11 protein-coding genes and 1 pseudogene are annotated in these 12434 nt (G+C 63.4%); 2 read left to right on the top strand and 10 right to left on the bottom strand.

What is annotated here, in order from left to right; all coding sequences use genetic code 11:
* The first annotated feature begins 352 nt into the window (after nucleotides 1–352).
* Nucleotides 353–799, top strand: coding sequence for a universal stress protein (locus ABW22_RS13880; protein ID WP_059757952.1), 447 nt, complete (start codon nucleotides 353–355; stop codon nucleotides 797–799).
* Nucleotides 800–857: 58 nt separating this feature from the next.
* Here the strand turns inward: ABW22_RS13880 and ABW22_RS13875 are convergent, their stop codons facing one another.
* The 3 genes and pseudogenes from ABW22_RS13875 to ABW22_RS18450 form a co-directional block, all read right to left on the bottom strand.
* A complete protein-coding gene (locus ABW22_RS13875; protein WP_059757949.1) occupies nucleotides 858–1268 on the bottom strand; it encodes a hypothetical protein in 411 nt (136 codons plus the stop codon).
* 3 nt (nucleotides 1269–1271) lie between these two features.
* Entirely contained in the window at nucleotides 1272–1616 is a 345-nt protein-coding gene (locus ABW22_RS13870; protein WP_059757961.1) for a hypothetical protein, read from the bottom strand.
* A 333-nt stretch (nucleotides 1617–1949) separates the two neighbouring features.
* A pseudogene (locus tag ABW22_RS18450) lies at nucleotides 1950–2267 on the bottom strand (sulfite reductase, dissimilatory-type subunit alpha); the annotation flags it as partial.
* A 379-nt stretch (nucleotides 2268–2646) separates the two neighbouring features.
* Here ABW22_RS18450 and ABW22_RS13860 point away from each other — a divergent pair.
* A complete protein-coding gene (locus ABW22_RS13860) occupies nucleotides 2647–3048 on the top strand; it encodes a hypothetical protein (protein ID WP_059757943.1) in 402 nt (133 codons plus the stop codon).
* A gap of 60 nt (nucleotides 3049–3108) precedes the next feature.
* Here the strand turns inward: ABW22_RS13860 and ABW22_RS13855 are convergent, their stop codons facing one another.
* The 7 genes from ABW22_RS13855 to ABW22_RS13825 all read right to left on the bottom strand — a co-directional run.
* A complete protein-coding gene (locus ABW22_RS13855) occupies nucleotides 3109–3843 on the bottom strand; it encodes a BON domain-containing protein (RefSeq protein WP_059757940.1) in 735 nt (244 codons plus the stop codon).
* A gap of 53 nt (nucleotides 3844–3896) precedes the next feature.
* Nucleotides 3897–6317 carry an endonuclease/exonuclease/phosphatase family protein gene (locus ABW22_RS13850; RefSeq protein WP_082708870.1) on the bottom strand — a complete coding sequence of 807 codons (2421 nt, stop codon included), beginning with the start codon at nucleotides 6315–6317 and terminating at the stop codon, nucleotides 3897–3899.
* Between the two features lie 53 nt (nucleotides 6318–6370).
* Complete coding sequence (locus ABW22_RS13845; RefSeq protein ID WP_059757935.1) at nucleotides 6371–7657, bottom strand: glycosyltransferase; 1287 nt, start codon at nucleotides 7655–7657, stop codon at nucleotides 6371–6373.
* A 166-nt stretch (nucleotides 7658–7823) separates the two neighbouring features.
* The gene (locus tag ABW22_RS13840; RefSeq protein WP_059757933.1) at nucleotides 7824–10076 is read right to left on the bottom strand and encodes a hypothetical protein; all 2253 of its coding nucleotides are present in this window, start codon (nucleotides 10074–10076) and stop codon (nucleotides 7824–7826) included.
* Nucleotides 10073–10825, bottom strand: coding sequence for a TVP38/TMEM64 family protein (locus ABW22_RS13835; RefSeq protein WP_088178793.1), 753 nt, complete (start codon nucleotides 10823–10825; stop codon nucleotides 10073–10075). The genes ABW22_RS13840 and ABW22_RS13835 overlap by 4 nt, the downstream gene beginning before the upstream one ends.
* Before the next feature lie 26 nt (nucleotides 10826–10851).
* On the bottom strand, nucleotides 10852–12066 hold the full coding sequence (locus tag ABW22_RS16900; RefSeq protein WP_157648656.1) for a potassium channel family protein: 1215 nt from the start codon (nucleotides 12064–12066) through the stop codon (nucleotides 10852–10854).
* Nucleotides 12067–12103: 37 nt separating this feature from the next.
* The coding region (locus tag ABW22_RS13825) for a hypothetical protein (RefSeq protein ID WP_202813963.1) at nucleotides 12104–12434 on the bottom strand (331 nt) is incomplete at its 5' end.

Raw genomic sequence — 12434 nt, 5'->3', positions numbered from 1 at the left:
GGTTTCCGCCCGCGCGGGGCCACGACCGATGCAACGCCACGTCCAGAATTCGATCCCCACATTGCGCTTCCGCCTCGCAGCTGCCATCGCAAAAGGCTTGCTGCAATGTCCATGCTGCGGGAGATCAGCAAATCAGGTCATGAATGTTTAATAACACAGTAGAACTAGCAGCCTGTCGGACTTGAAGAGAATCGGCTGGAAATCAGCCCGGCCGGTTCATATTTCACCGCTTGCCTGGTCAATAAACGACGATGACCTGTCGAAATCGTCAAGATCTGCCTTCGCCCCATCATGGCCTGGTGCCGACGCTTATGGCACCCCATGAAGATGGCATATCTTTCGAGGAGACATCATGTTCAAGCGAATTCTGGTGGCGGTCGATGGGAGTCAAACCGGTGAACTTGCATTGCAGACGGCAATCAGGCTTGCCACAGAATTGCAGGCGCAATTGCGGATCGCGCATGCGGCCGATATCGCGAACATCAACCTGGACGCCGAGTTTCCAAATCGGTCCCAGGTGGCGGAAAACATCATCAAAAATGGGCAGGACATCCTGTCCAGTTCGGAAGCGACCGCGGCGTCCGCCGGCGTCGCTGTCGAAACGACGCTCATCATGATCGACACGCTGAAAAAACGCATCCCCGAGGCCATCGCCGAGGATGCCGAAACCTGGCCGGCCGACTTGATCGTCATCGGTACGCACGGCCGTCGCGGCCTGGCTCGCCTGTTCCTTGGCAGCGTCGCCGAAGGCGTCGCACGCGTGGCGACCAAACCCGTTTTGCTGGTTCGTGGAGAATGATCGCTGGGGATCGGCTTACCCCGACGCTGGTGAGTGAGCCCACCCCTGTCCTGCCTGTTTAAGAAAACCAGCGCAGGAAGGCTGCCGCCGTCAGGGCGATGGCGCCCAGCGCGGCCAGACTTTGGAAGCTACGCTTCACACCCACGTTGCCCCATTGCTTGCCACGGGCGAGGTAGAAGGCAGCCAGCAGGAATCCCGTTATCGCTGCCGCGATTTTGACGACAAGGGCGGTCATGGCAATGCGGCTCAAATCCGGCGTCTCGCCGTAGTAGTAGAGGCTGGTGACACCGAACAATCCGCCGCTGATGATTTGCGCCCCCCAGGCGACGAGGATCAGCCAGGCAAATTTGCGCCCGTCTTCCAGACGCGACGCAGGCCACAGCGCAAACACCGCACCGCCCAGCACGGCGGCGGCGCCGAAGTTATGCACCACCTGGGTCAGGGCATAGGCGAGGTTTTCCGACCACACGGTTTATTTCGCCGTGACCTGGATGCACTGTTCGATGCCGACGGGCACGTGGGCCTTGTTCACGACCTTGACGCAGAGGTTGCGCTTGCCGGAGGACAGGGTTTCCAGCAAATAGTCGCCCTTGAGCTTGCGCAATATCCCGACTTCCTTGTTGTCGACGTAGATATGGACGTGATCCCCGCGCGGGCCGGGATCTACCTCATAGACCAGCCGGTTCTCGTCCAGCGCGTCGAGGGTGGCACCGTCTGCCGGGGCGGTGATGAGCACCTTGCCCTGCCCGAAGCTGATCGATGGAATCGCCAGAAAGAGTGCGATTGCAAGGGGGGTGATGAACTGTTTCCTGGTCATGTCAATCTCCTTTTCAATGTTGAAAAACGCGAGGTCAAATCCGAAGCGCAGCACCGATCAACGGGTTGGGTGGGCGAGATGCTGCGATAGCAACCGAACTCATCGAGCGCACGCAGTTCTTGTTGTCGATGCACAGGGCATTGCCGTCGCCCAGGTGGCCACCGAGGTGTGCGGGTTGGCCACGATCTTGTCGGACGCCACCACCGTGATGGCCTTGGTCGGGCAGCGGCTGACCACGTCGTTGTAAAGGTCGTGCATGCCGGGCGCCTTGTAGTAATCTTGCACCTGCGCTTCGTTGACGCGGATGTTGTCGCGCCAGGTGCCGCTGTCGATCCAGACGTCGCACAGCTTGCGCAGCAGGTCGGAAGAGTAGTGCATGGCGGCCGGCGGCTGCACGCGCAGGGGGTGGAATTCGGCCGCCACGGGGAACAGCGGTTTGCCGTTCTCGTCCTTCAGTTCGGTAAAGCGCGGAATGATGCCGCCACCGTAGCCGAACACGCCGACCGTGCCGCCTTTCCAGTAGCCCTTGCGGGTTTCGTAGGAGGTTTCCAGCTGACCCAGCAGGTCGACCATCATGTCGTTTTCCCTGGCCAGGCGCTTGAGGCCGGTGACGAAGCTAGGCCACGGGCCGCTCTCGAGCTGGTCGAGCAAGGGGTGTCATGGGGGGTGCGAGTAGACATGCCAGTCTCCAATCAGTCATACCACTCAGTCTAGACAATACTTGTCACTTGTCAGTCTAGACAATACTTGAGTGTTTTTATTGGGATAACCCAAATGGGTAGGTGCCCCCTTTAGGCCGTAGCACAAACCAAATAGGGGTGCGGCCATTCGCGCCCTTGTAATTTGATTGCCTGCTGCTATAGGTTAATTTTCATTAGGGAAACACTGATTAATTCGATATAACCGTCATTGCGAGCGAAGCGCGGCAATCCAGCGCATTGATTAAGCAGGCATTTCTGGATTGCCGCGTCGCTTCGCTCCTCGCAAAGACGGATTAATCAGCGTCTCATTAGCCAAGAAGGGGGAAGTAATGCGTAAATTAATCATGATTCTGTTGCTGTCCGGACTGTTTTCCAATGCCGCGCTGGCCCTTGACGATGTCGTTACCGTCAAACTCGAAGCGCAGAACAATTCGGGGCAAAACGGCGTCGCAACCCTGATGCCGGAAGGGAACAAGACCAAGGTGGTGATCGAGATTCCCAACGCCCCTACCGATATTGCCCAACCCGCACACATCCATCTGGGAAGCTGCGACAAGCTGGACAAGGCGCCGAAGTGGAATCTGGAAGCCGTCAAGGGCGGGCGCTCCGTCACCATGGTTCCTGTGCCGCTGGAGACCATCCTGAAAGACAAGACGGCGATCAACATCCACAAGAGCGCGGCAGAGGCGCAGATTTACGTCTCCTGCGGCAACATCATTGCGGTAATGTAGCGGTCAGGATGTCCGGCGTAACGTCCGGAGCGGGAGGCCAGTCCTCCCGTGGGTTGCTGTTTACCTGCTCACGTCAAGCTGGTTAATCACCTTGTCCACGGCAAACAGGCACCAGGCATCCTGTTCGGCCCGTTTTTTTTCGATTTGGGTGCCGACCAATCCTTCCAGGGTGACCACGTAATTATGGGTGTGGACGCGGATCTGCTCAGGGTGGGGAATCATCGGGTCCATTTCCAGCACCAGCGACAGGGCATCGCTGACTTCATCGTCGTTGTCCTGTTCCGGCGGCAACACTTCCAGCGCGTCCACCACGTCGCGACAGCCGGGCACCCACCATGCCAACACGCCTGCCAACCTTTTATGTGAAAGGCTGATGACCCAGCCGTCCAGCGTCACTACCCCCTCCTTCACCGAGGCCAGGATATCGCCGCTGGCGTCGTCGTCCAGGATTTCCTGCACGGTGAAGGTTTCACCCTTCTTCATCACGCGCAGCGAGCAGTTCTTCAAATCGCGCGCGTCGAGCAGGATGGTTTCCAGGGCATCCAGAATCTCGCCGTCGCCCTTGTGTTCCGCTGGCGCCACATGCAGCCGGTCGATCACGCCGCGCACTTCGGTTACCGCGGCCGCGAGTTCGAGGGCGCGCTTTTTCGCGGCAATGCTCTCCACGTCGCCTTCCATGACCAGAACGCTGTCGTCGGTCAGGTCGAGATGGACGGGCCAGCGATGCAGGTTGATGTGCGGTTCGCGTTCAAGCGCCGCCCGTACTGTTTTGAGGACTGGGTTTCCGTTTTGCATGGTGGGGCACCTCCGAGTTCAACATAGCACATGGCATTCGCCGTTCTTGAGTCTCAACGCTTGTCGCCGGGCCCATCGGGAAAGCGTATTTCCGCGACCAGAGGCAGGTGATCGGAGGCGACGCGCGCCAGCTCCGAATTGGGGATCTCGATGCCGGCCACTTCAAGTCCAGGGCTGATGAAGATGTGGTCAATGCGCAGACTCGGCAGGCGGCTGGAAAAGGTGGCTTGGGGGCGGTGGTGCTGCGCCCGGGTTTGAACGTCGTCGAGTTGACTGCCGAGTCGGCGGCACACCGGCGATGACGGCAATGCGTTGAAGTCGCCGCACAGAATCACCGGTTCACGGCACTGTTCGTGCGCCAGCCAGTCGCTGCCGAGCAAGGCCTCGACCTGGGCGACGCGTTCGCTCGGGTAGAGGCCGAGATGGGTATTGATGATCTGAACTTCCCTGCCGTGCAGGTCGATGGCAACCCAGAGTACCCCGCGTGGTTCCAGGCGCGGCTTGTCGGCGAGTCCGGGCAGCGGACCGGCCTTGACCAGGCGCTGCGGCAGATGTGTCAGGATGGCATCCCCATAGCGTTCTTCCTCGAGGTGCAGGGCCGGATGGAAATGAAATTCCATCTCCAGGTAACGGGCGATCAGGTGTGCCTGGTCCATGCCCTGGCTGCGCACGCGGCCCACGTCCAACTCCTGCAGCGCCACCACATCCGGCCGGGCGCGGGCAATCACGCGGGCGATGCGTTCGGCATCGAGCTTGCCGTCCATGCCAACGCAGCCGTGCACGTTGTAGGTCATGACACGCAGGATGTCCGTCTGCGTGGCGGCGATTCGTTTGCGAACGCCACGGGGTTGAGGGTCCGGGCGCCCCAAGTGCTGCAGTGCCGCTTTGCGCAGATCGATCGGACGTAGATATTCATGTTCGCGCGCCGCCAGCGGCGTGTCCCGGGGGAGCAGGGCGAAGCCGTGGGTTTCTTCAGGCGACGCACCGGCGTGCGCGCCGTTCTCCGTGGCAAAGCTCATCGGGGTGACGCCGTCGCGCCAGCCGAGCAGCACGAGGTCACCGGCCTCGGCATGTTCGCAGAGTCGCACCAGGTCTTCGCCGACCGAATCGAGAAACGGATGCTGCGCACCCAGCAGCGCGGCGCGGTCCTGCGGCAAACGGAATTCGCCGGCCTCGGTGCGGGCGCACAGCATGCCCGGGGCTTCCACGCTGAGCACGAGCGGAACCTTGTGCGTGCGCGCCAATTCGCGGGCGACAAGATCGCGCGCGTCGCCGGCGAGGTCCTGCGGTAAATAGACATGACCCACGGGCCCCAGGGCGGCGACAAGCGGGTGCGCATCGTCCGCTTCATCGCCATTGATGCCGAGTACCGAGAACAGCCGCTGAATTTTCTGGCCGCCCAGAACCCGAACCCGCTGGGTCTGGATGCCTCCGGCGCCTTGAGCGCGAACTTTCAGCCCTGTGGTGCCCAGCTTTTCAAATGCCGCTGTCACCGCATCCTCCAGGCTATAGCCCTGGACCGCCTGGTAGGACCGGACGGGAGCCTGCCCGTGATCGGAATAGACCCAGACCTCGTAGTGCCGCCATGCGGAATGGTTGGCGGCGCGCCACAGGCGGGCGACAGCGTCGTCGATCCCTTTCAGCGTCCAGTGGGCAAACAGCGAGTGCGGGCCGCGGCGGTGCGACTGCTCGTCATAGCCGATGAAGTTGATGTGAATGATGGGCAGGCCGCGACTGATGTCGATCTTGCCGCCGATGACGCAGAGTTCGCGCAGCAGGATGGAGATGGCGACCCGGGTCGGGATGAATTTCAGTTCCTTGAAGAAGTCGTACCCCCCGACCAGGCCGCGCACAAAATCCAGCAGCGCCAGGCCCAGTTCCATCAACAACAAGACGGCGACGCGCACAAAGCTGTAGAAATTGCTGATCAGAAACGCCAGCAGCACCAGCGGATTGGCCGCGCGCAGCGTCGGCCCCCAGCCCATCGCTGACGGACAGAAATGCGGTTCCGCCGCACCGCCGGTGTAGTTGTCCGAATAGGCGCTGCCGCCTGCAAGCAGCGCCTCGTTGCCAATGCCCACAAGCAGCGCCTCGACGCGCGCCGCTACCTCCGGCTCGTACATGCGCACGATCCGGCGCGATTCGTGGTCTCTGAAGGCGAACGCCGGGACGGCACCTTTGACGCCATAGAAGAGTTCGGCCTGGACCGCGGGTGTCGTCGACGGCAGGCCCGAATAGTGGGCATGCAGCTGATAGTGTTCGCGTCTGAGCAGTCGCCGCAGAAACGGCAGTTCGCCGCGACCCAGGGCGCGCTCGAACTGCGGCTGCGAGAGTCCGTCGATCTGGATCATGATCAGCCCCGGCCGCGTCGGCGATCCCTCCGACACGGGCAGACGCAGCAGGCGCGCCAGCCAGACACTGCGACTGAGGTTGCGGCGCAAGCGCCGGAAAAAAGTCTCAATTCGGCTGAGCATGGGCTACCCGCTTACGCCCAGGTCCGAACTGTGCCCAAGCCGCGTGCAATGCATCAGTCTTCCCTTTCGGAAAACAGGCGGGCACCGAGGGCCGCATCGCCCGCACCGGCCACGCTTTTCAGAATGTCCCACTCCGTCTTGATCGCGGTCATGGCCTCTTCCCAGGCGCTTACATCCGCACCGGATTCGGTGGCTGTTCCAGGTTTGAGTGATTCGTAACAGGCCAGCGCCTTGTCCGCCGACCGAGGCATGGAAAAGGCCTCGGCAGTGTCGAGTGCGGCCTGTTTCAGGTCGCGCAATGATTCGGGTGGCAGCCCAGACGCCCACTGCAAAGCGGCGCTGAATGCCGCGGGCGTGGCTTCCTGCAGCAGGCGCCCGTTGTGCCGGTCCCTGACCACCTCCCGCGCGCCGGGCGCATCCAGGGCGACCACCGGCAGGGCGGCCGCCATGGCTTCGGTCAGTACCATTCCCTGCGTCTCGCTGGTGGACGCGAAGGCGAACAGGTCCATGGCGTGCAGGGCGTCGGCCAGTGCCTGCTGTTGCAGGATGCCGGCAACATACAGCCGCGCGTCGAGGCCTGCCCGGGCAAAAACATCCCGTAGGCTGTTTTCGGATGGGCCGCTGCCGATTACCAGAAAATGCGCATGCGGGTGGCGGCCGAGAAAGTCGGCGACCGCCTGGGCCAGAAATTCCAGGTTCTTTTCCGGCGCCAGGCGGCCCAGGTGGCCGACCACGAAAGCGTCTTGCGGAATGCCCGTCTGCCTGCGAAAGGCGGAGCCGTCGCCGTGCGCGAAATTTTCCAGGCGAACGCCGGTGGGCACCACGGCAATCGGCGTGGTGACCCCGCGCTGCTGCAACAGATCCCGGATGCTCTCGCTGGGAGCGAAGACCTGATCGGCGAGGTTGGCATAACGGGTGGCGAGTTCAATCGCAAACCGTTTCAGGGCGGGGGAGTCGCCGGGAACGTAGTGCGTATATTGTTCGTACAGGGTGTGGTGGGTGAAGACCAGCGGCAGGCCCCGGTGGCGCGCGATCCGTACCGCAGTCATACCAAGCAGGAAGGGGTGCTGGGAATGCACGATGTCGGGCCGGAAGGCATCGATCGTTTCGCTTAGCGCTGGATGGATCGGCAGCACCACGGAGAAATCGCTGGCATTGAAATTCTGGATGGCGGAAATGCGCACCACGTCGACCTCGTCCTGCGGCATGTCGGGAAATTCGGGCGCCACGACCAGCACCCGATGTCCACGCTTGCGGTATTCCTCGGTGAACGCTTCTACCGAGCGCGCCACACCGCCCACGTGCGGGGTGAAGGTATTGGTGAATATGAGAATGTTCATCCTTGAAACCCCGGTTTGAACCACAGAGGCACAGAGGCACAGAGAAAATCGAAAAAACAATGGATTGTCGATTTCCCGGCGGCAAGCCATCGGGCGAGGCGCCAAACAAAAACGACCCATTGAATTTCCTCTGTGCCTCTGTGCCTCTGTGGTGAGGGATTTGAGTTCATGCGCCCGGCTCCCTTTTGACGAGGACAATCGAGCCGGTGCCGGCTGCGGCGTTGACCGGCGCGAAACCGGGCAGACGTATCTCGATCGGGGGCGCGGTGCGATGCCAGTCACCCTGCCAATCGACGCGCGGCGGGTTGCCGGGATCCGGTGTGATGCTGATCGACACCGCGCCGAAGGCCGTCGGCGCAGGGCCGAAGCGGATCGGCGTGGCCTGGTCGAGCCAGCGCGCGGGAATGCCGGCGCACAGGATGAGACGTTCGCCTTCCTCGCGCACGAAACCGTTGCGGATCATCAGCAGCCATTCGGCGGCGGCCCAGACGTGGTGACCGTCGCCCATGCAGCCGCCGCCGGTAAGCGGATGGATCGCCTCCGGCCACTGTCCCGTCGGCGAGGCGAGGGCGGCGACCGCATCCATCAGCTCGAGGTGGCGCGGGTCGCCGGCGCGCAGCAGCACCTGGGCGACGTGCAGGGTGAGGTAGGCGTTGAGGCCGGAATGGATCATGTCCTGATAGAACGCGCCGTTGACGAAACAGCGGCTGAGCAGGAACTCGACGCAATCGAGCAGGCGGGGGTCGTCCGGCGCAGCGAGTTGTGCCGGATAGCCACACGCCAGCGAGCCGATGGCGCCGGCATCCAGACGGCGATAGGGCGACGCCGGCATGGCCGGCCGGCCGAGCCGTTGCGCGCAGCCGGCCAGACTGGTCTCCACTGCCGCAGCAAAATCGTCGGCGGCCTGCGCGAATTCCCGGCTGTGGCCGGAGTCCGGATCCGCCAGCATGGCCGCCGCCGCACGCAGACCGGCGATCCCCCAGAAATCATCCCAGTAGTAATAGTCGTTGGGCCCCAGGTGCTCGGCGCTGAAGCCGGCCGGCAGCAGCCCGGCATGCGGCGCGTCCAGATCATCGCTGAGCCGTTTGCGCATGATCCAGCGGGCGCCGCGCCGAATCGGGCCAAGCCATTCGGGGGCGGGCGGTCGGCCGGTCAGGGCGTAGAAGCGCTGCAGGATCCACAACACCTCGCCGTTGGCATCCCATTCGCCTTCCTGGGAGCGGAAATAGCCGAGCGCCGTCTGCCGTGCCGGAAAACGCGCCAGCGCGCGTTCGGCGCGATCGGTCAGACCGGCGCACAGCAGGGCATGGATGATGAAGGCGGCATCGCGAAACCAGAAACGCTTGTAGGTGTAAGGGCCGGGGTAGACGTCGTCCGGCGAATGCAGGATCAAGGAGGTGACCGCGGCGTCGTAGAGAAACTGATAATGCGGTTCCGGGCAGACCAGCCTGCAGCGGTCGCGATGCGCGGCGCCCCAGGCGTCGGCGGCGAGCACTCCGGGTGGCGCGGCCGCGAGCGGGATGCTTGCGGTGATGTCGGCAGCTTCGCCGGCCTTGACCGGAAACAGCGCCGCCGCGGTGACCATGCCGACGTCGCAGCGGCCTTCGGTCTGATCATCGCGATCCCGGAGATGAATGAAGACATCGCCGTTGCGGTAATCGGAGACGTGGTGCCGCTCGGCGGCGCTGCTGAATTCGACCCGCTGGGTGCCGTCGACCGTCCAGGCATCGCGCGCCGGCGACAGGCTGACCTGGTGGATGAAGCTGATGCCTTCCGGGTTTTGCGGGCGCAGCGCCAGCACCAGCCAGGCGTTGGTGTCGGCCCGCGCCTGCAAATGCAATTTGCAGACCGGGATGCCCGACTCGAGCTCAACCCAGGCGCTGCTGGTCAGGGCCAGCCCGGTCGTTTCCGTTTCGGTGGTGATGCGAACCCCCGCGTCCATGTCCTGCCGCTGGCGGCAGTCGGCGGCCCGCGAGGGCAGCAGGCAGCGCCCGTCATCCGCCAGCAGCCAGCCGTCGATCGACCAGCCGTCGAGCAGGGGGGTCAGCAGCCCGCGGGGATCGACGATCGGCAGTTCCTGGCAATCCGGATAGCCGACCGCGGTCCAGTTGCGGTGGGTGAGATTGACATGAGTGATGGAAAAGGCGCGCGGGATGAACGACACGTCGAGGGGGTCGAACTGGCGTTCGATCCAGTAGGGCCAGACCCAGTCCAGGTTGTGCTGGATGACGCGGCTGTTGATCAGGCCGCGGGCGTGAAACACCACGCCCGCCCGCAGCAGTTCGATGGGCTCGCCCACCTCGGAAGGCTGGGCAAAGCTGTGCAGCCGTGCCAGCAGGGCGATGGGGTCCAGAAAGCCCTGCCGGCGCGCGGCATACCGCACGATAAAGCGCCAGGGCAGCCATTTCATCCAGCTCACGGCACGTCCTCCTCGATGTCGCCTTTTTCCGCGTAGCGGGCCAGCGCCCGGCGCGCGAGCCGGCTGAGATAGATGACCGCAACCACGGTGGCAACGAAGCCGACGCCGTAAAGGGCCCATTCCAGCGGCGACCGGTCCGCGCTGCGCGCACCCAGGGTGGAGAGGTCGGCGGCGATTGAACCGAGATACACGCTATAGATGGAGAAGGGGATGAAACCCAGCAGCGAGCCGCCGACGTAACCGCGCAGGGAGAACGGCGTCAGCCCGAAAAAATAGTTGGCGATCTTGCTGGGAAAGAACGGGATCAGGCGCGTCAGCAGAACGATCTTCCAGCCATGCGGCGTCAGTTCCTCGCTCACCAGCCGGAATCGGCTGCGGGCCATGATGAACTGTCTGGCACGTTGCCCGAACAGATAGCGTGCGATGAGGAATGCCACGGTCGCCCCGAGCGTCGTGCCCGTCACCACGTAGAGGGACCCCTCCACGACGCCGAACACGAACCCGGCGCCGGTGGTGAACAGCACCCCCGGCAGCACCAGCACCACCACCGCCGCCATGATCAGGATGAACAGCAGCGGCGCCCACGCCCCCTGGGCATCAAACCACCGCAGCAGATGCAGCACCTGCTCGTGCGCGCCGAAATGGACCAGCAGGGCGAGTGCCGCAGCGACGAACAGGATGCTGGCCGCAATACCCCATAGTGGCGACCGGATGCGGCTGCCGATAAGTTTGCTCGTGGTCTGTTTCATCATCTGGCTGCGCTCGTAAGCGGCGCTCAAGCGCTCCAGCGCTGGTGCAGTTTTTCGATATTCCTGCTGTGGGTGATGGTCATGACCTCATCGCCCCGCTTGAATGTGCTTTCCGGCTCCGACAGCATGAACTTCTCGTCCCGATAGAGGAACATCACCCGGCTGTCCTGCGGAAGATCCAGCTCGTTGATGGGCTTCCCGTCTTCTTCGTGGGCGACGAAGAAGAATACCCGCGCCGCGTCCTTGACCAGCGCGATGATCTCCATGTGGTCCCGGCCCTCGAACATGTCTGCGAGATAGCGGCCGGTGGTCCGCGCCGGAATGATCGCGTCTTCAAGACCGAGCTCGATGCACAGGTGCTCGAATTCCGGATCATCGATTTTCGGCACCACCCTGCGATACCCGAGAGAGTGGCCGGCAAGGCTCGCCAGGATGTTGGTCTGATCGTTTCCGGTCAGACAGAACAGGAAATCGGTCTTGGACGGATCGGCTTCGCGCAGCAGCACCGGTTTGCTGCCGTCACCGTGCAGAAAACCGCAGTCCAGTTCCTCCGCAAGCGCATCGATGCGCGCCTTGTCGCAATCGATCATGACCACCTCGTGTCCGCGCTTCAGCAGGCGCCGCGCCGTCATCACCGCCAGGGATCCCGCACCCACGAACATCGCTCTCATCGTGCCTCCGATCGCTTGCCGAACCAGGTATCCGGGTAAAGCACCACCAGCAGCGCAAAGATATCCACGCGTCCGGCCAATATATTGAAGCATAGTATGGCCGTTCAGCAACGGTTCCAGATCCGGTCGCGTGATGCCGCTGGACAACCCGACCGTGCCGGTGGCGGAGACCGCTTCGAACAAGGCATCCAGCGCCGGATAGCCGTGGGCGACGAACGCCAGCCACGACAGAAAAACCAGCAGCGCGAACGTCACCATCAGCAGCATGGCTCGCCACAGGTCCTCGTCATCCACCCGCCGCCCGCCGAGCCGCACGTCAATCACCGCGTGGCGTGGCGCGGCCGCGCGTGCCAGGACCAACTGCTGCAGCCGCAGCAGCCGCAGCAGCTTGAAACCGCCGGCGGTGGAGCCGACGCTGCCGCCAACCAGCATGGCGCCGATCATGGCGAGCCTGGAGGCGTCGTCGAGGTCGCCGATGACGACCGTGGAGAATCCGGTCGCGCTCTGGGCGCTCATGCCCATCAGCAGCGCGTCCAGCCAGCCGTCCCGTCGTCGCCCGCCGGCAGCCACAGGGTCAGCAGCGCGCCCAACAGCGCGGTGACGACGATCAGCGCCCGCAGAGTTCCGGGGCCCGGCGCATGACGCCTGGGCCTTTCTGCCAGGCGAGGGTGTAGAGGGGCAACGACACCGCCCCCAGCCACGCAAAGCCCATGATCACCGCAGCCGCACCGGGCCCCAGCCCCGCCAGGCTGTTGTCGAAGGTGGAAAAGCCGCCGGTGGAGACCGCGGTGCTGAGCCCCGTGGTGGTGATGCCGGAGACCGCCTCGAACCAGCCATCGAGCCAGCTGTCGCCGGCCGCCCCAAGGGGATAGCTCATCACCAGCGAGCCGAGAACAAACACCAGCACCACCACCAGGGCCTCGTTCACCTGCAGGCGT

It is taken from the genome of Thiobacillus denitrificans, assembly GCF_001530125.1.
GTDB lineage: Bacteria > Pseudomonadota > Gammaproteobacteria > Burkholderiales > Thiobacillaceae > Thiobacillus > Thiobacillus denitrificans_C.
This window is presented reverse-complemented; position numbering and strand designations above follow the sequence as displayed.

What these genes read in the sequence shown, in the direction of transcription:
- ABW22_RS13880 (WP_059757952.1), top strand. Translation starts at nt 353, where the DNA reads ATGTTCAAGCGAATTCTGGTGGCGGTCGATGGGAGTCAAACCGGTGAA.
- ABW22_RS13870 (WP_059757961.1), bottom strand. Translation starts at nt 1,616, where the DNA reads ATGACCAGGAAACAGTTCATCACCCCCCTTGCAATCGCACTCTTTCTG.
- ABW22_RS13860 (WP_059757943.1), top strand. Translation starts at nt 2,647, where the DNA reads ATGCGTAAATTAATCATGATTCTGTTGCTGTCCGGACTGTTTTCCAAT.
- ABW22_RS13855 (WP_059757940.1), bottom strand. Translation starts at nt 3,843, where the DNA reads ATGCAAAACGGAAACCCAGTCCTCAAAACAGTACGGGCGGCGCTTGAA.
- ABW22_RS13850 (WP_082708870.1), bottom strand. Translation starts at nt 6,317, where the DNA reads ATGCTCAGCCGAATTGAGACTTTTTTCCGGCGCTTGCGCCGCAACCTC.
- ABW22_RS13845 (WP_059757935.1), bottom strand. Translation starts at nt 7,657, where the DNA reads ATGAACATTCTCATATTCACCAATACCTTCACCCCGCACGTGGGCGGT.
- ABW22_RS13835 (WP_088178793.1), bottom strand. Translation starts at nt 10,825, where the DNA reads ATGAAACAGACCACGAGCAAACTTATCGGCAGCCGCATCCGGTCGCCA.